Below are 16,593 nucleotides of genomic sequence, written 5' to 3'. Positions count from 1 at the left end.
ACCACCCCCGAACGAGGCTCGACCGTGCCCCGCCGCTGCGCCACCGGTCGGCCCACCCCGAACACGAAGAGAGACATCACCATGACGACATCGCCACCCGACTCCGCAGCAGCGAGCCCGACGACTGACCCCGATGGACGGCTCCCGCCGGGTGTCGCCCTGGTCATCGGGATCTTGATCGTCTCGACGTTCATCGTCTTCCTCAACGAGCTGCTCCTCGGGGTCGCGCTCCCGACGCTGATCGAGGACTTCGGGGTCACCCCGAGCACCGGGCAGTGGGTCACGACCGGCTTCCTGCTGACCATGGCCGTGCTGATCCCGGCCAGCAGCTTCGTGATGCGGCGGTTCCACATGCGCACGATCTTCCTGGTCGCGATGTCGCTGTTCATCCTGGGCACGACGCTCGCCGCGACCGCGCCGACGTTCGGCGTCCTGGTGCTCGGCCGGGTCGTCCAGGCGTCCGGCACCGCCGTCTTCCTGCCCCTGCTGATGACCACGACCATGCGTCTGGTCCCGGTCGGTCGCCGCGGCCAGATGATGGCGATCACCACGGCCGTCCCGGCCGTGGCGCCGGCGGTCGGGCCGGCCCTGTCAGGTCTCGTGCTGTCGACGCTGAGCTGGCGATGGCTGTTCATCCTGATGCTGCCGTTCGCGGTCGCCGCCCTGGTCCTGGGTGCCTGGAAGCTGCGCAACACCACCACCCCGGAGCCGGTGGCCCTGGACGTGCCGTCGCTGCTGCTGTCCGCACTCGGGTTCGGAGGCCTGGTCTACGGACTCTCCCTGATCGGTGAAGCGTCCTCCGGACACGCCCCGATCACGCCGTACCTGCCGATCGCGGTGGGTCTGGCGGGCCTGGTGGCGTTCGTCCTGCGGCAGATCCCGCTGCAACGCCGCGACGACGCGTTCCTGGACATGCGGATCTTCCTCGCGAGGTCGTTCACCGCGCCCCTCCTGGTGATGCTCCTCGTCGCGGGCAACGCGATCGGCCTGCTGGTCGTGCTGCCGCTGGTGCTGACCAACGTCACCGGCCTGAGCATCCTCCAGCTCGGCCTCTTCCTCGTCCCGGGCGGAGTGGCGATCCCGATCTTCGCGGCGGTGAGCGGCCGGGCGTACGACCGCCTCGGCCCACGTCCCTTGCTGGTCCCCGCTGCCGTCATCTGGCTGGCCGTCCTGTGGTTCCTCAGCCGGGTGGACCAGAGCACCAGCGTGGTCACGCTGATCGTCGCGTGGCTGGTGTTCACCAGCGCGCAGGCCGCGATGTGGGCGACGCTCACGACCAGTGCGATGAGCGGCCTGCGCCCCGAGCTCTATCCGCACGGCGCCTCGGCCTTCGCTGCCGCCCAGCAGCTCGCCGGTGCCGCCTTCGGTGCGGTGTTCATCTCGGCCTACACCATCGGATCCGGTGCCCGCGACGCCGGCGTGCTCGACGTGGGTCAGGCGACGTCCGCCGCGCACGCCGCTTTCCTGACCGCCCTGGCCATCGGCGTGGTCGTCCTGCTGGGCGCCTTCTTCGTCAACCGGACGCCGAGCTCGGCGCCCGACACCACCGCAGCCGACGGGACGGCCACTGGCGCGCTGGGCGCTGCTGGGCCGGTCGAAGACGAGCCGATCGGCGGCGCGTCAGGTGCCGACGAAGCGGTCCGCCAGACGGGGGCCAGGTGACGATGAACGAGAACTACGAGGAGGAACCCGTGAAGATCGGCATCATCGGAGCGGGTTCGATCGGCTCGACCATCGCCCGACGCCTCAGCCGCCGCGGGCACGACGTCGTCATCGCCAACTCGCGCGGTCCAGAGACGGTCGCCGCGGCGGCCCTGAGCACCGGAGCGCGCGCCGTGGCGGCGGCCGAGGCCGCCCACGGGGTCGAGGTGCTCATCGTCTCGGTGCCCATGAACCGCAACGAGGACATCGCGGCCCTGGTGGGATCGGCCCCTGAGGACGCGGTGGTCATCGACACGTCCAACTACTACCCGATGCGAGACGGCGCGATGCGGGACTTCGACGAGGGGCAGGTCGAGAGCGTCTGGCTGACCGATCTGTTCGCCCGCCCCGTCGCGAAGGCGTGGAACGCGATCACCTCGCACTCGTTCGACGCCAAGGCCACGGAACCGGGTCACCCACGCCGTGTGGCCATCCCCGTCGCGGCTGACGATCACGCCCATCGGTCGCTCGCGATGTTCCTGGTCGAGCAGACCGGCTTCGACGCGGTCGATGCCGGGGCCCTCGCTGGGTCCTGGCGCCAACAACCGGGCGCGCCGGTGTACTGCACCGATCGCACGCGCGAGGAGATGCCGGCCTTCCTGGCAGCGGCCGACAGGGACCGCATTCCCCAGCGCCGAGACCTGGCCATGGCATCGATCGGCGAGTACCTCCGCGCCGGAGGCACGGTGGACGGCAAGTTCCTCGTGGCCCTCAACCGCGCTTGCTACGGCTGAGGGTCGCTCGTACGAGACGTGAGTCCGGCTCGAGGTGGCGCCGGTTCGTCGACCAGCCGGACCGGGGTTCCAGGGCCTGCAGGCGCCGGGCGACCTGGTGCCGTGGGCCCAGGACGGCGGCGAACCTGCACCGGGCACCAGGGTCACCGGGCACCAGGGTCACCGCGCGCCGGGGGCGCCAACGGCGACCTCGTCGCGCTCGTGCCCGGGCTGCGCCGCGGCGGCCTGCGCCTCGGGACGTCGTACGAAGAGGGCGACGAGGACGGCGACGGCCGAGATCGCACCGCCGTACATGAGCGCGGTGTGGATGCCGTCGGCGGTGGCGTCGACCACCGACGCGCCGGCGTCGGTGCCGGAGGCGATGCCGCGGGACATCACCGTGATGAACAGCGCGGTGCCCGCGGCGCCGGCGACCTGCTGGAGGGTGGAGACGATCGCACTGCCGTGGGAGTAGAGGTGCTGGGGGAGCGAGCCGAGGGCCGAGGTCAGCAGCGGGGTGAACATGAGGGCCAGGCCGATGCTCATCAGCACGTGCAGGGCGATCACCTCCGGACGACCCGACGCGACGTCCAGGGTGGTCATGCCCCACAGGGCGGCGCTGGTGACGGCCGCGCCGGGGGCGACGAGCGGCCGGGGTCCGACGCGGTCGTAGACGCGTCCGACGACCGGTGCCAGCAGGCCCATGGCCAGCCCGCCGGGCAGCAGCACGAGACCGGTCTGCAGCGTGGTGAGGCCGAGCACGTTCTGGAGGAACAGGGGCAGCAGGATCAGGGTGCCGAACAGGGCCATCATGCTGACCGCCACGAGCGCGACCGCGATGGAGAACGACGGGACGGCGAAGGCGCGCAGGTCGAGCAGCGCCCGGTCCCTCAGCGTGGTCTGCCGCAGGACGAAGGCGACGAGGGCCGCGGCGCCCGCCGCGAGCGGGATCCAGGGGGCGACCGGGACGTCGCCGGCCGCGCTCTCGCCGATGCTGCTGAGGCCGTAGATGAGGCCACCGAAGGCGAGGGCCGACAAGACGACCGAGGTGACGTCGACGGGCACGCGGCGCGGCTCGGTCACGTTGCGCACCCAGCTCACGCCGAGGCCCAGCGAGACCAGGGCGATGGGCAGCACGAGCCAGAACATCCAGCGCCACGACAGGGAGTCGAGCACCAGGCCCGACACGGTCGGGCCGATCGCGGGGGCGACGGAGATGACGATCGAGATCGTGCCCATCATCCGGCCGCGGCGCTCGGGCTCTACCAGGTTGAGGATGGTGGTGATCAGCAGCGGCATCATCAGCGCCGTGCCGACCGCCTGGACGACCCGGCCCGTGACCAGCAGCGGGAACGTCGGGGCGAGCGCGGCGACCAGGGTGCCGGCGCTGAAGGAGCCCATCGCCGCCACGAACACGGTGCGCAGCGGGAACCGGGTCAGCAGGAACCCGGTGACCGGGATGACGACCGCCATCGTCAGCAGGAAGGCGGTGGTCAGCCACTGCGCGGTGGTCGCCTCCACGTCGAACTCCCGCATCAGCTCGGGCAGGGCGACGCTCATGATCGTCTCGTTGAGGATGACGACGAACGCGGAGCCGACGAGCAGCGCGATCAGGCGCTTCGTCCGGGCGGCGTCGAGGGTGGGGGTCACGGCGGGGCTCCTGGTGTCGGGTCGCTGGCGGCGCATGCCGGTGTGGCAGTCACTGCCAACCTGACGGTATCTGACTTTGTTCCGCGTAGGCTGCACCTGTGTCCCAGACCGCCCTGCGCGAGCGCCGACGACGCCAGACCGAGCGCGAGATCGGCGACGCCGCACTCGACCTGTTCGAGGACCGGGGCGTCGACCGCACGACCGTCGACGACATCGCGCGCGCGGCGGGCATCTCACCCAGGACGTTCTTCCGCTACTTCCCGACCAAGGAACGCGCTGCCCTGGTGCCGCACGTCGACCTCGACGAGCGGGTCGAGGTGCTCCTCCAGCAGCTGGTCGCCACGCGTCCTCTCCTCGACCAGCTCGAGGAGGTGTGGCGCGAGGTGATGCTCGCCTTCGACGACGGACGCAGCGAGCCGGGTCGCCTGCTGCTGCGCGTACGCCGTCTGATGCAGCACGAGCCGGCACTGCGCCTGGCCGCGATCGCCTACGACGAAGAACGCACCGATGCCCTGGTCGTCCGGCTCCGCGACCTCGTCGGCGCCGAGGACGACCTGGCGCCGAGGGTCGCGGTCGAGGCGGCCGGCGTGACGGTGCGGGTGGCCCTCGACAGGTGGGCGGAGGCGCGCGAGGCCGGTCGCACGATCGACCTGCTGGAGACCTATGCCGAGACCTGCCGGCTGCTCCGCGCCGCCGTGGGGAGCTAGGGCGTCCCAGGTCCCCAGGTGGGCGAGGTCGACCGCCACGGTGGCCTTGACGGGGCCGCTGCGGGGAAGCAGCATCGCCGCATGACGATGATGGTGCCCGACGGCGATGCCGCGACCCGCAGGTCGGCCTCGCCGCGCGGTCTCGTCGCAGCGGCCTGCCTCTTCCACGGGTTCAGCGACCCCTCCCGCCTCGCGATCCTCCAGCACCTCGCGCTGGGCGAGCACCGCGTCGTCGACCTGACCGCCCACCTGGGCCTGGCCCAGTCGACGGTCTCGAAGCACCTCACCTGCCTGCGCGACTGCGGCCTGGTCACCGTGCGCCCCGAGGGTCGCGCCTCGGTGTACTCCCTCGCGCACGGCCCGGAGCTCGATGAGCTGTGGGCCGCCGCGGAGCGGCTCCTGGCGCTCACCGGCGAGGCCGTGACGCTGTGCGCCACCCACGGGGCGGACGCCGTCGGCGACGCCACGTCCGCCGGGGGTGCCCGGTGAGCGCGGCGGTCCACCACCACGGCACGGCCGTGGACGCCGGTGACCGGGCCCGCCTGGGGCGCCGTGCCCGGTTGCTCGCGGGGGCGTCGGTGGCCTACAACGGCGTCGAGGCGGTCGTCGCGGTCGCGGCCGGCCTCGTGGCCGGGTCGGTCGCGCTGGTCGGCTTCGGCCTCGACTCGGTGGTCGAGGTGTCCTCCGGCCTGGTCGTCCTGTGGCAGTTCCGCCGTCCGCTGCCCGAGGCGCGCGAGCGCACGGCGCTGCGGCTGATGGCGGTGTCGTTCCTCGCCCTGGCGGCGTACGTCGGCGCCGAGTCGGTGCGTGCCCTGGTGACGGGCGCGCGCCCGGACGCCTCGGTCGTCGGCATGGTGCTGGCCTGCCTCTCGCTGGCCGTGATGCCGTGGCTGTCGTGGGCGCAACGGCGGACCGGGCGTGCGCTGGGCTCCGGTGCCGTGGTCGCCGACTCCACCCAGACGCTGCTGTGCAGCTACCTCTCCGCGGTGCTCCTGCTCGGGCTGCTGCTCAACGCCGCGCTCGGCTGGTGGTGGGCCGACGCCGTGGCCGGCCTGGTGATCGCCGCCGTCGCCGTGCGCGAGGGACTCGAGGCCTGGCGCGGCGAGGCCTGCGGGTGCGGACCCGCCTCCGGTTCCTCACCCCATCTCGTGGACGACGACGCACCGGGGTGCGGGTGCTGCGACGCGCCCGGCCCCGGGCGCTGACCTCCGGACCGGTCAGCCCGGGCCCGGGGCGGCCACCGAGAACACGGGCCAGCCGATCTCGGTGCGCCACTGCGACCGGTCGGCGGTGTCGCGAGGTCCCACGAGGTAGGTCTCCCGCACCGGGCCGGCCACGCTGAGCGCGTTGGCGACGACCCAGGCGCCGACCTCGCCGTAGGTCACGTCGATGTCGTCGTGGTCGCCGACGTGGGTCGCGACCGCGAGCTCGACGGGCGGCAGCAGCACCGGGTGCACCCGTCCCGTGGTGGGTGGGTCCGGTGACGGGCGGTGCACCAGCACGTGTCCGCGCCCGACCTCGAAGAGGGCGTTGTCGTACACGCCACCCGGCGTCCCGGCCGGCTCCTGCACGGTCGCGTCGAGCTCGGCCATCGCGCCGGCGTACCAGCCCAGGACGTCGTCGAGCTCGACGTCGCCCTCGACGGCGGCGACGGTGGTCGGGGGAACGGGTCTGACCTCGACGTGCACCGGCGGGGGGTCGGGCGCGAGCAGGCGACGCAGCGACCGCACGGCGGCCCGGGTCCGGTCGAGCTCGGACTCCAGGTGGTGGAGGTGCTCGGCGACGAGGTCGGAGCGGGCCCCGGGGTCTGCCGCGTCGAGGACGCGCCGGACGGTGGCGAGCGGGACGTCGAGGTCCCGCAGCCGGTGGATGACCTGTGCCGTGGGGATCTGGTCCGCGGTGTAGTAGCGGTACCCGGTCAGCTCGTCGACGCGAGCAGGCACGAGCAGCCCGCCCTCGTGGTAGCGGCGCAACGTCCGCACGCTCAGGTGGGTCAGTCGGGCGAACTCTCCGATGCCGAGGCGCTCGTGCACCCGCGCAGTCTGCACGCTCTCCCCGGGGGAGGGTCCAGTGCTCGACCCTCAGCCCGGTGGAGGCAGCACCGTCGTCGCATGACCACGCACACCACCGCCCAGACCGTCCCCTCCGCAGAGCTCCCGGCCACGATCCGCGCGTTCCTCGCGGCCCACGCAGCAGGCGAGGCCGACGCCGCGCTGCGCACCTTCGCCCACGACGCGGTCGTCGTCGACCAGGACGAGACCTTCCGCGGCACGGAGCGGGTGCTCGACTTCCTCCGCCACGCCGGGAGCCAGTTCACCTACACCACCGAGCTCGTCTCCGCCCGCCGCGAGGACGACGTCCACTGGGGTGTCGTCAACCGCATCGAGGGCGACTTCCCCGGCAACGTCGCCGACCTCGTCTACCGGTTCACCCTGACCGGCGACCTGATCAGCGAGCTGACCATCCGCTGAGCACCGCCTCGGCACGGAGCCGGACCGGCTCGACGGGACGGGTCGCGCACTGCGGCGACCCGTCCCGTCGACGGCGTGGCGGCTAGCGGCCGGTGGGGCCCGGGACATCGGCTCCGCGGGACGCGGCGTAGCTCAGGTGCGGTGCCTCCGGTTCGCCGGGGACGACGTGCCAGGGCTGGTCGACCGTTTCCGCCTCGATGGAGGGCAGGAGGCGGTCGAGCCAGCCCGGGAGCCACCAGTTGCGGTGACCGAGCATGGTCATGGTGGCAGGCACGAGCACCATCCGGACGACGGTGGCGTCGAGCAGGATGGCCACCGCCATGCCGACACCGAGCTGCTGGATGACGAGGTCGGACTCGGTCGCGAAGCCCAGGAAGACGGCGACCATGACGGCCGCGGCGGTCGAGATGACGCGTCCGGTGCCGGCGAGCCCGCGTACGACGCTGCCTCGGGCATCACCGGTCTTCAGCCAGTCCTCGCGGATGCGGGACAGGATGAACACCTCGTAGTCCATCGAGAGGCCGAAGAGGACGGCGAACATCAAGATCGGCAGGAAGCTGGACACAGGTACGGACTCGTCGAACCCGAGCAGGTCGGCGCCCCAGCCCCACTGGAAGACCGCGGTGACGACCCCGTAGGCGGCCCCGATGGACAGCAGGTTGAGCAGCGCTGCCTTCACCGGCACCACGACCGACCGGAACATGGCGGCGAGCAGGACGACCGAGAGCAGGATGACGAACCCGACCACCAGCCAGATCCGGTCGGCGAGCAGGACGGAGATGTCGGAGAACATGGCGGTGCTGCCGGTCACCTCGGCTGCCTCCAGGTCGCCGCGCAGCCGCTCGACCAGGTCGGGGGTGCGCTCGTCGGAGGGGCCGAAGGCCGGCTCCGCCTGGATGACGGCCACCTGGCCGTCGGGGGAGACCAGCGGCTCGCCCACGGCGGCGATCCCGTCGGTCTCGGTGAGCTGCGCCGCGGTGGCGGCGACGCCGGAGTCACCGACTGCTTCACGATCCACCACGACGGTCAGCGGACCGTTCGCGCCGGGGCCGAACTCGGCGGCCATGATGTCGTAGGCCTGGCGGGTGGTGGACTCGGCGGGATTGTTGGCGACATCGCGTGGCCAGGTCCGCATCGCGAGGGTCGGTGCGGCGAAGGCGATCAGGAGCAACGTGGCGGCGAGCGTCCAGACCATCGGTCGACGTCCGACCGCCACAGCCCACCGGGCGGAGAACGGTTCGCGCTGGGGACGCGGACGGCGCGGGGGCAGGCCCTGGCGCTCGCGCCTGGGGAGGAGGCGTCGGCCGAGGAGCCCGCACAGTGCGGGCAAGAGGGTCAGCGCGGTGGCGGCGACCGCGATGACCGCGATGCCGGTGGCGAATCCGAACGAGGAGTAGATCGGCAGCCCGGCCAGCGGCAGACCCATGAGTGCGACGAGCACGATCGCTGCGGCGAAGACGACCGAGCGGCCCGCCGTCGCGGTGGCCCGTCCGGCTGCCTCGGGGACCGACACTCCCTCGCGCAGGTACTCCACGAAGCGCGTGAGAAGCAGCAGTGCGTAGTCGATTCCGACGCCGAGCCCGACCATGAGTGCCACGGTGGGCGCGGAGGTGCTGACACTCGTCACGGCCGCCAGCAAGGTCACCCCCGCCACCGACACCCCCAGCCCCACCAGCGCGACCAGGAGCGGCAGGCCGGCGGCCACGACGGTGCCGAGGACCAGCGTCATCAGGACGAGCGCCACGACCACCCCGACGATCTCTCCGGTGCCCTCGATCTCGCCCGGTCCTGAGTTCGGCAGCTCGCCGCCGAGCTCGACCTGGAGCTCGTCGCCGGCCACCTCTGCCACCGCGGCCTCCATGGCCTCGACACCGGCGCCGCCGGTCAGGTCGGGATGCGTGACGGGGACGTCGAACACCACGGTCAGGACGGCGGTGTCACGGTCGGTGGACCACCGCGGTGGGCTCACCGAGGTCGCGTGGTCGAGGTCGGAGAGGCGGGACGTGAGAGCGGCGACATCGGCGTCGTCGACGGCGTCGCCGGCAGGGTCGTGGACGACGACCTGGGCAGAGCTGCCGGCGACCGCTGACCCGGGGAAGTGCTCGCGCAGCTGTTCCACGCCGGCCTGAGCCGGGGCCCGGTCGATGTTGAAGTCGTCCTGCGGGGTGCCTCCGAACGCCCCCGCCGCGACGAAGGCGGCGACCGCGAGGCCGAGCCACGCCGCCAGGGTCCGCCAGGGATGGCCGGCCGTTCGTCGACCGAGTCGGTAGAGCAGACGAGTCATGATCGTTCCTTCAGTGTCGGCGCTGGGTGCCTGTCGGCGGAGCTGACAGGGGGTGTCAGGTGGGCAGGGGGAGGCGGCCCACGACGCAGCGCCCGGTCGGGTCCGGGCGGTCGGCAGGGCGCGTCGGGGCGCAGCCGGGCGCGGGCAGGGCCGCGCCAGGCCGGGCGGGGGGTCAGGTCAGGTCAGGTCGCGGTCAGGGAGCCGACATGCTCTGGGTGCCGATGACGGTGAGCATCTGGAGCTTGTCGTGGCTCTCGGTGCCGGGGTCGGCGGTGTACACCAGGAGCCGGTGCGACTGGTGGGGGTCGAGCAGGACCTGACAGTTCAGGTCGAGCCGGCCGACCTCGGGGTGCTGGAAGCGCTTGACCTCGTCGGGCTCGAGGCCGATCTCGTGGTCGGCCCACAGGGTGCGGAACTCCTCGCTCTGCGCGAGCAGCAGCTCGGCCAGCTCGGCCGCCTGCGAGCCGGGTCCGCGCACAGCGGCGATGCCGCGCAACCCGGCGGCGTACATGCGGGAGAGGAACTCGTGGTCCTCGGGAATGTAGATGTCCCGGCTGGCGGGGTCGGTGAACCAGCGGTAGCCGTTGCTGCGGGCGGGACCGGTGTAGAGCGTCCAGTCACCGACGAGCGCGACCCTGGGCGGGGTCTGCCGCAGCGTCGCGCCGAGCTCGGTGACGATCTCGGCCGGGGTGTCGGTGAGGCGGTCGAAGATCCGCAGCATCCCGGGGCTGACGTGCTCGCTGCTCGGACCGCGGGCCGGCGGCTGGTGCCCGGCGAGGCGGAAGAGGTGGTCGCGTTCGGGGACCGTCAGGTGCAGCCCCTGCGCGATCGAGGCGATCATCTGCTCCGAGGGCTGAGGCCCGCGCTCCTGCTCGAGACGCGAGTAGTAGTCGGTCGACATGTGGCACAGGACGGCGACCTCCTCACGGCGCAGGCCGCTCGTCCTGCGCCGCCGTCCGCGCGGCATGCCGACGTCCTCGGGCTGCAGCGCCTCGCGGCGACGACGCAGGAACTGCGCCATCTGGGTCCGGTCGATCACGGTCTGCCTCTTTCTCCGGCGTACGTCCAGGCTGCTCGCGGGTCGGCGCCCAGCCTGCACGGCGTGGGCTGTCTCAGGCAGCGGGGTGCTGCGGCAGGCGGGTGACGGGCCGGTCGGTGGGCTGGCCGGGGTCCTGGTCGGTCGGGAAGGTGACGCCGGTGAGCTTCTCAGAGGCCAGCCAGAGGCGCTTGGCCTCCGTCTCGTCGCGCAGCGGCTCGTACATCTTCTGCTCCGCCGGTGCTCCGCTCATGTGCTGGAACCCGCTGGGGCCGTAGAGCAGCCCGCCCTCGGCGTCGGGCGAGGTGGCGGCGAGCAGCGCGGGGAGCCCGGCGCTCTGCACGGTGCCCGCGAGGATGCCGCGCTTGGACAGCGCACGGATCAGGCGCACGCCGCCGGTGTCGCGCTCGCGGCCGAGCTCGGGCCGGGCGGACAGCAGGCTGGTGGGCGCGATCCCGGGGTGGGAGAGGTTGCTGGTGATGCCCCAGCCGAGGGCCCTGCTGCGGCGGTCGAGCTCGAGGCCGAACAGCCCGAACGCGATCTTCGACTGCCGGTACGCCTTCATCCCGTCGTAGGAGCGCTCCCAGTTCAGGTCGTCCCAGTTGATCGTCCCGCCCGCCGCGGCGACGCTGAGCTGGGAGGTCACCCGCGCCCTGCCGGCCTGCAGCAACGGCAGCAGGTGGGCCACCAGGGCGACGTGACCGAGGTGGTTGGTCCCCAGCTGCAGCTCGTGGCCGTCGGCGGTGGTCTGGCGCGCCGGCGGGGTCATCACGCCGGCGTTGTTGACGAGGAGGTGGACCGGTGCGCCCTCGGTGCGCAGGGTCTCACCGAGGGCGGCCACGGACTCCAGCGAGGACAGGTCGAGGGCCTGCAGGACGACCGTGGCGCCGGGGGCGGCGGCTCGGATCTCGGCGGCTGCGGCCTGGCCCTTGCCCTGGTTGCGCACCGGCAGGACCAGCTCGGCGCCGGCCGCCGCGAGGCGCTTGGCGATCCCCAGGCCGATGCCGTCGCTGCCTCCGGTCAGCACGGCGCGCTTGCCGGAGAGGTTCGGGACGGTGATGTCGACAGTGGTACGAGGCATGGTGTCACTCCTGTTGGTCACGGTGGGTGTGCGGTGCGATCTCCGGCAGCTGGGCCGGGTCGGCCCCGGTGCTGCGTGGTCCAACGGTCGCGCAGATCCGCAGCCGCATTCAGGGCCTGCCGATCCCCCCTTCGCGCGACGGCGTCGGCGACCCCGACCCCGAGGACCAGTCACCGCTCGAGCGGCCGCGGTAGGTCTGTGTCGAGGTCCCACGAAGCCCGGCCGTCACCGGTGATCGGGACCATCGGGCCGCCGACGACGCTCGGACGCAAGGTGGCCTCGCCGAGCCCTCTGACACGCGCGAGCACCTCGCGCCCGCGTCGGCCGCCGTCGCGGACCACGTAGCCCTGCGTCGCGATGCCCGCTGCGTCGCCGAGGTCGACCGAACGTGCGGCGTAGGCGCTCTGGGTGACGACGACAGCGGTCGTGACGTCGAAGACCTCGCGGGCGCGACTCATGGTGTGCCACGTGCTGAACCCCGCGTGGTCGGTGAACACGTCGACGGCGGGGACACCGGCTGCGAGCACGGCGTCGCGCATCGCGTCGGTCTCGTTGTAGCCGTGCGAGCCGTGGTCGCCCGACACGAGCACCTTGGTGACCGTGCCGGCCCGGTACAGGGTCACTGCCGCCTCGACGCGTTCGGCCACGACGGGGCCGAGGGACCCGTCGTCGCGCACGTGCGACCCCGGCACGATGACCACCTGGGCAGGATCCAGGTCGTCGAGCCGGGTGGTCACGTCGTCCTGGGTCCGAGCCACCACGACGACGTTGGCGGCGACGACGACCATGATGAGGACGACCGCCCCCACGACGGCCAGGCGGAGGAGTCGGCGCAGCCACCTGCTCATGCGGCACTCTCAGGGCGGGCGCGGTGGTTGCCGGTGACTGTCACGGACCCCATCGTGGGGGAGATCGGCATCCGTGTTCAGGGTCCGTCGCTCCCCCCATCGGCGCGGGCGTGCTGCGCCCCGCTCGTCGCCGGCTCGTCCGGGCGTCAGGCGTCGCCGTCGGCGGGCGCGACCGCGCCCGGCGCGGTGCCTCCGGGCGGGGGAGGGAACGCCGCCATCGCGGTGTCGGCGATCGCCAGCAGGTCCTCGGTGGTGCCGCCGTCGCGGGCGCAGCCGGACATGCCGCGCAGCACCGACACCAGGAACGAGGCCAGGTGGTCGGTACGGGTGCCGGGTGCGAGGTCGCCGTCCTGCACCCCGCGCTCGAGCCGGTCCTGGAGCCGGCGGTGGAGCTCGTCTCGTTGAGCGGTGAGCCGTGGCTCGGTCAGCATGAGACAGCCGGGAGGCGTGGCCGCGTCGGTGTGGGCGCGAGCGGTGTCGTGGAACATCCGCGAGACGGCGTCGTACGCCGTCGGCAGCCGGGCCGCCTCGTCGAGGCCCTCGCAGGTGCGTCGGAAGTAGGTGGCGGAGGCCTCCTCGAAGAGGCGGTGCTTGTCGCCGAACGCCGCGTAGAGGCTCGGTGGCGACACGCCCATGGCAGCGGTCAGCGACGCGACCGACGTCCCCTCGTACCCCTCGCGCCAGAACTGCTCGACGGCCGCTGCGAGAGCGGCGTCGCGATCGAAGCTGCGTGGTCGGCCGGCCATGCCACCATCATAACGTAGCGATCACTATGGAACGTGGTACGTTCGGGCTGTAATCAATAGCGGTCACTACAGAATGGGGTTGTCATGGAGCTGAAGGGTGCGGTCGTGCTCGTCACCGGCGCGAACCGGGGCATCGGCGCGGAGTTCGTGAGGCTCGCCAAGGAGCGCGGGGCCGCCAAGGTCTACGCCGCCGCCCGCGACGTGAGCACCATCGAGGCCGACGGCGTCGAGCCGATCGAGCTCGACATCACGGACGCCGGCCAGGTCGAGGCCGCGGCACGCGCGGCCGGCGACGTCTCGGTCCTGGTCAACAACGCCGGGATCTCGACGGGCACGGCGCTGGTGACCGGCGAGGAGGCGAGCATCAGGCGGGAGATGGACACCAACTTCTACGGCCCGCTGCAGATGACCCGCGCCTTCGCCCCTGTCCTCGCGGCCAACGGTGGAGGTGCCGTCCTCAACGTCGTCTCCGCGCTGTCCTGGTTCACCGCCCCGGGCGCCGGTGCCTACGCCGCGTCGAAGGCCGCGGCCTGGATGCTGACGGACAGCACCCGCCTCGAGCTCGCCTCGCAGGGCACCCACGTGGTCGGCGTGCACATGGGTCTGGTCGACACCGACATGGCCAAGGGCGTGCAGGCGCCGAAGATCGCCCCCGCCGACCTGGCGGCGGCGGGTCTCGACGCGATCGAGTCGGGCGCGCAGGAGGTGCTGGCCGACGACTGGGCGAGGTTCGTGAAGTCCGGGCTCGCGCTCGGCCCGGAGGAGCGGTACGGGCAGATCTTCGCCGCCCTCGGCGCGGGCTGAGCGGCAGTCCGGCCGACCGGCACTCCGGGGGTCAGACGATGGTCGTGAGGGTCCCGCCGTCGGCGCGCACGGCGGCCCCGTTGGTCGCGGACGACAACGGGCTGGCGAGGTAGACGGCCAGGTGGGCGATCTCGCTCGGCTCGATGAAGCGCTGCAGCAGCGAGGTGCGGTTGCCCGCCGCCAGTGCCGAGCGCAGCTCCTCGGGCAGCACGCCCTGGGCGGTGGCGACCTGCTCGACGACGTCGGCGACGCCCTCGGAGTACGTCGGGCCACCGAGGATGGTGTTGACCGTGACCTCGGTGCCCCGGGTCAGCTTGGCGAGGCCGTTGCCCAGGGCGAGCATGCCCGCCTTGGTGACGCCGTAGTGCGTCATGTCGGCGGGGACGTCGACGCCGGACTCGCTCGCGACGAACAGGATGCGGCCCCAGCCCCGCTCGAGCATCCCGGGCAGGACGTGCCGCGACATCCGCACGCCGCTCATCAGGTTCACCTCGAGGTACCGCGCCCAGTCCTCGTCGGGCACCTCGGCGAACGGCCGCACCTCGAACACCCCGACGTTGTTCACCAGGACGTCGACCTCCCCCAGGGCGGCCGTCAGCCCGGCGACCTGCTCGGCGTCGGAGAAGTCGGCCGCGATCCCCGACACCGCCGCACCCGGCGTCTGCTCACGAAGTCGTCCGACGGCGGCGTCGACCCGGTCGGGGTGCCGCCCGTTGACGACGACCTCCGCGCCCTCGGCGAGCAGGGCCGCGGCGATGGCGAACCCGATCCCCTGGGTCGAGCCGCTGACGAACGCGCGCTTGCCTGCGACCTGCATGTCCATGGTGGTGTCCCTCGTGTCGACGTTGACTTGCTCAGTCAAGTGAACGTACTGGCCGTCGACTTTCCTGGGCAAGTCACGGCGGGTAGGTTCGCGCCGTGCCGCCCGACCACACCGAGCCCGCCCAGGACGCCGACGCGTTCACCGACGACGAGCTCGCGACCTGGTCGGCGGTCGCCACCGTCCTGGAGTGGCTGCCCGGCGCGCTCGACGCCCAGCTGCAGCGCGACGGCGGGCTCAGCCACTTCGAGTACGGGGTCCTGTTCGCGCTCGGCGACGCCCCTGAGGGGACCTTGCGCATGAGCGTGCTCGCCGACTTCGCGAACAGCACGCTGACCCGGCTGTCCCGGGCGGCCACACGGCTCGAGGCGCGCGGCTGGCTGCGGAGGACACCCGACCCGACGGACGGCCGCTTCACCCTGGCCGTCCTCACCGACGCCGGCCGAGACCACCTCGAGCAGACGACGCCGGGCCACGTGCGCACCGTCCGCCACCTGGTTCTCGACCCGCTCACCGAGGCGCAGGCCCGCCAGCTGCGCGCCATCAGCAGGCGGATCGCCGAGGCCGTCCGGACCGAGCGCGGCTGGGAGCCGAGCCGGGAGGAACGGGCCCGGCCCTGACCCCACCGGTCCGCCGTCCCACCGGGCCGGCGGGACCGGTGCCTCGGCCCACCGGGATCTCGACGGCGTCGGGGTCGCTCGAGACCACCAGCGACTTCCGGTCGGGGGCGCCGGCCGGCCTGGCCAGCCGGAACAGGGCAGGCATTCCGTCGCACGGGACGCGGATGGGGTGGCGCTCGTGGACTGGACGTGGGTGAGCTCCTCGACCGGCTTCGAGGTGGGCGGCTGCTCCTGGCGCAGCTCGTGGACGGTCGTGTCGCCCCGATCGACCTGCGGGAAGCTCCCGTCGCGCCGGGGCCCCCGCTGAGGGGGTCCCGTCCCACCCCGGGCTGCGCAGGGCTCTGGGTGGACGCCGCCACCGCACCTAGCGTCGTGAACGCCCCCCGAGGGGCCATCAACCTAGGAGCACATCGATGACGGTCACCCTGGTCACCGGAGCCAACAAGGGCATCGGGTTCGAGACAGCCAAGCAGCTCGCCGCGCTGGGTCACGACGTGTACGTCGGCGCGCGCGACAGCGAGCGGGGCGAGAAGGCCGCCGCGGCCATCGGCGCCCGGTTCACGCAGCTCGACGTCACCGACGAGGACTCGGTGCGCGGCGCCCTGGCGCGGATCGACGAGGCCGAGGGGCGGCTCGACGTCCTCGTGCACAACGCGGGTGTCCTGGAGACCGGCCTCGACGGCGCCGCCGCCCTGCGGTCCTTCGACACCAACGCCGTCGGGCTGGTGCGGGTGACCGAGGCGGCGCTCCCGCTGCTGCTGTGCGCTCCGCCAACCCCACGGTGGTCACCGTCAGCAGCAGCATGGGGTCGTTCTGGGCCGTGACGAACCCCCAGCGCCCCGAGTCCCAGATGCCGCTGGCGCTCTACGCCGCGTCCAAGTCGGCGGCCACCATGCTGACCGTCCAGTACGCCAAGCTGCAGCCGAGCATCAAGTTCAACGCCGTCGAGCCGGGCGCCACCGCCACCGACATGACCGCGGCGTTCGGCATCGGTCGCCCCGTCGAGGAGAGCGCCCGCACGGTGGTCCGCCTCGCGACCCTCGGGCCCGACGGTCCGACGGGGACGCTGCAGGACGACGACGGCGAGCTGCGCTGGTAGAGCGCGACCACGA

18 protein-coding genes are annotated in these 16,593 nt (G+C 72.7%); 10 read left to right on the top strand and 8 right to left on the bottom strand.

Annotation, left to right across the window (positions count from 1 at the left end; genetic code table 11):
* The first annotated feature begins 81 nt into the window (after positions 1–81).
* On the top strand, positions 82–1,662 hold the full coding sequence (locus AC4OR8_RS01950) for an MFS transporter (protein ID WP_492163888.1): 1,581 nt from the start codon (positions 82–84) through the stop codon (positions 1,660–1,662).
* 2 nt (positions 1,663–1,664) lie between these two features.
* Complete coding sequence (locus tag AC4OR8_RS01945) at positions 1,665–2,435, top strand: NADPH-dependent F420 reductase (protein WP_492164460.1); 771 nt, start codon at positions 1,665–1,667, stop codon at positions 2,433–2,435.
* 159 nt (positions 2,436–2,594) lie between these two features.
* On the opposite strand, the gene AC4OR8_RS01940 is transcribed toward AC4OR8_RS01945, so the two are convergent.
* Complete coding sequence (locus tag AC4OR8_RS01940; RefSeq protein ID WP_492163887.1) at positions 2,595–4,064, bottom strand: MDR family MFS transporter; 1,470 nt, start codon at positions 4,062–4,064, stop codon at positions 2,595–2,597.
* A gap of 98 nt (positions 4,065–4,162) precedes the next feature.
* On the opposite strand from AC4OR8_RS01940, the gene AC4OR8_RS01935 reads away from it, so the two are divergent.
* The 3 genes from AC4OR8_RS01935 (at position 4,163) to AC4OR8_RS01925 (ending at position 5,976) form a co-directional block, all read left to right on the top strand.
* On the top strand, positions 4,163–4,771 hold the full coding sequence (locus tag AC4OR8_RS01935) for a TetR family transcriptional regulator (protein ID WP_492163886.1): 609 nt from the start codon (positions 4,163–4,165) through the stop codon (positions 4,769–4,771).
* A gap of 81 nt (positions 4,772–4,852) precedes the next feature.
* A complete protein-coding gene (locus AC4OR8_RS01930) occupies positions 4,853–5,260 on the top strand; it encodes an ArsR/SmtB family transcription factor (RefSeq protein ID WP_492163885.1) in 408 nt (135 codons plus the stop codon).
* Positions 5,257–5,976, top strand: a complete 720-nt coding sequence (locus AC4OR8_RS01925) for a cation efflux transmembrane domain-containing protein (protein ID WP_492163884.1) — start codon at positions 5,257–5,259, stop codon at positions 5,974–5,976. The genes AC4OR8_RS01930 and AC4OR8_RS01925 overlap by 4 nt, the downstream gene beginning before the upstream one ends.
* Positions 5,977–5,988: 12 nt before the next feature.
* Here the strand turns inward: AC4OR8_RS01925 and AC4OR8_RS01920 are convergent, their stop codons facing one another.
* Complete coding sequence (locus AC4OR8_RS01920) at positions 5,989–6,804, bottom strand: MerR family transcriptional regulator (protein WP_492163883.1); 816 nt, start codon at positions 6,802–6,804, stop codon at positions 5,989–5,991.
* Positions 6,805–6,882: 78 nt separating this feature from the next.
* Between AC4OR8_RS01920 and AC4OR8_RS01915 the strand changes: the two genes are divergently transcribed.
* Positions 6,883–7,242, top strand: coding sequence for a nuclear transport factor 2 family protein (locus tag AC4OR8_RS01915; RefSeq protein WP_492163882.1), 360 nt, complete (start codon positions 6,883–6,885; stop codon positions 7,240–7,242).
* Between the two features lie 82 nt (positions 7,243–7,324).
* Here AC4OR8_RS01915 and AC4OR8_RS01910 read toward each other — a convergent pair whose 3' ends face one another.
* The 5 genes from AC4OR8_RS01910 to AC4OR8_RS01890 all read right to left on the bottom strand — a co-directional run bounded on the left by AC4OR8_RS01910 (position 7,325) and on the right by AC4OR8_RS01890 (position 13,237).
* Positions 7,325–9,526, bottom strand: a complete 2,202-nt coding sequence (locus AC4OR8_RS01910) for an MMPL family transporter (RefSeq protein WP_492163881.1) — start codon at positions 9,524–9,526, stop codon at positions 7,325–7,327.
* Between the two features lie 193 nt (positions 9,527–9,719).
* Positions 9,720–10,565 (bottom strand): helix-turn-helix transcriptional regulator, encoded by an 846-nt coding sequence (locus AC4OR8_RS01905; protein ID WP_492163880.1) that lies wholly within the window; start codon positions 10,563–10,565, stop codon positions 9,720–9,722.
* 73 nt (positions 10,566–10,638) lie between these two features.
* The gene (locus AC4OR8_RS01900; protein ID WP_492163879.1) at positions 10,639–11,643 is read right to left on the bottom strand and encodes an SDR family oxidoreductase; all 1,005 of its coding nucleotides are present in this window, start codon (positions 11,641–11,643) and stop codon (positions 10,639–10,641) included.
* A gap of 170 nt (positions 11,644–11,813) precedes the next feature.
* Positions 11,814–12,491: a SanA/YdcF family protein gene (locus tag AC4OR8_RS01895; RefSeq protein WP_492163878.1), complete on the bottom strand. Its 678-nt coding sequence runs from the start codon at positions 12,489–12,491 to the stop codon at positions 11,814–11,816.
* A gap of 146 nt (positions 12,492–12,637) precedes the next feature.
* Positions 12,638–13,237 carry a TetR/AcrR family transcriptional regulator gene (locus tag AC4OR8_RS01890; protein ID WP_492163877.1) on the bottom strand — a complete coding sequence of 200 codons (600 nt, stop codon included), beginning with the start codon at positions 13,235–13,237 and terminating at the stop codon, positions 12,638–12,640.
* An 84-nt stretch (positions 13,238–13,321) separates the two neighbouring features.
* Between AC4OR8_RS01890 and AC4OR8_RS01885 the strand changes: the two genes are divergently transcribed.
* Positions 13,322–14,041, top strand: a complete 720-nt coding sequence (locus AC4OR8_RS01885; protein ID WP_492163876.1) for an SDR family oxidoreductase — start codon at positions 13,322–13,324, stop codon at positions 14,039–14,041.
* A 31-nt stretch (positions 14,042–14,072) separates the two neighbouring features.
* Here AC4OR8_RS01885 and AC4OR8_RS01880 read toward each other — a convergent pair whose 3' ends face one another.
* On the bottom strand, positions 14,073–14,903 hold the full coding sequence (locus tag AC4OR8_RS01880; protein WP_492163875.1) for an SDR family NAD(P)-dependent oxidoreductase: 831 nt from the start codon (positions 14,901–14,903) through the stop codon (positions 14,073–14,075).
* Between the two features lie 56 nt (positions 14,904–14,959).
* Between AC4OR8_RS01880 and AC4OR8_RS01875 the strand changes: the two genes are divergently transcribed.
* The 3 genes from AC4OR8_RS01875 (at position 14,960) to AC4OR8_RS01865 (ending at position 16,580) form a co-directional block, all read left to right on the top strand.
* Positions 14,960–15,481 (top strand): MarR family winged helix-turn-helix transcriptional regulator, encoded by a 522-nt coding sequence (locus AC4OR8_RS01875; protein WP_492163874.1) that lies wholly within the window; start codon positions 14,960–14,962, stop codon positions 15,479–15,481.
* 413 nt (positions 15,482–15,894) lie between these two features.
* Positions 15,895–16,305 (top strand): SDR family NAD(P)-dependent oxidoreductase, encoded by a 411-nt coding sequence (locus AC4OR8_RS01870; RefSeq protein ID WP_492163873.1) that lies wholly within the window; start codon positions 15,895–15,897, stop codon positions 16,303–16,305.
* Complete coding sequence (locus AC4OR8_RS01865) at positions 16,302–16,580, top strand: SDR family NAD(P)-dependent oxidoreductase (RefSeq protein ID WP_492163872.1); 279 nt, start codon at positions 16,302–16,304, stop codon at positions 16,578–16,580. Before AC4OR8_RS01870 ends, AC4OR8_RS01865 begins: the two co-directional genes overlap by 4 nt.
* Positions 16,581–16,593 lie beyond the last annotated feature (13 nt).

The organism is Nocardioides sp. FY1077, from assembly GCF_058681775.1.
The sequence above is the reverse complement of the archived record's forward strand: the minus strand, read 5'-3'. Positions and strand labels throughout refer to the sequence as shown.

What these genes read in the sequence shown, in the direction of transcription:
- AC4OR8_RS01910 (WP_492163881.1), bottom strand. Translation starts at nt 9,526, where the DNA reads ATGACTCGTCTGCTCTACCGACTCGGTCGACGAACGGCCGGCCATCCC.
- AC4OR8_RS01930 (WP_492163885.1), top strand. Translation starts at nt 4,853, where the DNA reads ATGACGATGATGGTGCCCGACGGCGATGCCGCGACCCGCAGGTCGGCC.
- AC4OR8_RS01870 (WP_492163873.1), top strand. Translation starts at nt 15,895, where the DNA reads ATGACGGTCACCCTGGTCACCGGAGCCAACAAGGGCATCGGGTTCGAG.
- AC4OR8_RS01915 (WP_492163882.1), top strand. Translation starts at nt 6,883, where the DNA reads ATGACCACGCACACCACCGCCCAGACCGTCCCCTCCGCAGAGCTCCCG.
- AC4OR8_RS01895 (WP_492163878.1), bottom strand. Translation starts at nt 12,491, where the DNA reads ATGAGCAGGTGGCTGCGCCGACTCCTCCGCCTGGCCGTCGTGGGGGCG.
- AC4OR8_RS01900 (WP_492163879.1), bottom strand. Translation starts at nt 11,643, where the DNA reads ATGCCTCGTACCACTGTCGACATCACCGTCCCGAACCTCTCCGGCAAG.
- AC4OR8_RS01885 (WP_492163876.1), top strand. Translation starts at nt 13,322, where the DNA reads ATGGAGCTGAAGGGTGCGGTCGTGCTCGTCACCGGCGCGAACCGGGGC.
- AC4OR8_RS01945 (WP_492164460.1), top strand. Translation starts at nt 1,665, where the DNA reads ATGAACGAGAACTACGAGGAGGAACCCGTGAAGATCGGCATCATCGGA.
- AC4OR8_RS01950 (WP_492163888.1), top strand. Translation starts at nt 82, where the DNA reads ATGACGACATCGCCACCCGACTCCGCAGCAGCGAGCCCGACGACTGAC.
- AC4OR8_RS01890 (WP_492163877.1), bottom strand. Translation starts at nt 13,237, where the DNA reads ATGGCCGGCCGACCACGCAGCTTCGATCGCGACGCCGCTCTCGCAGCG.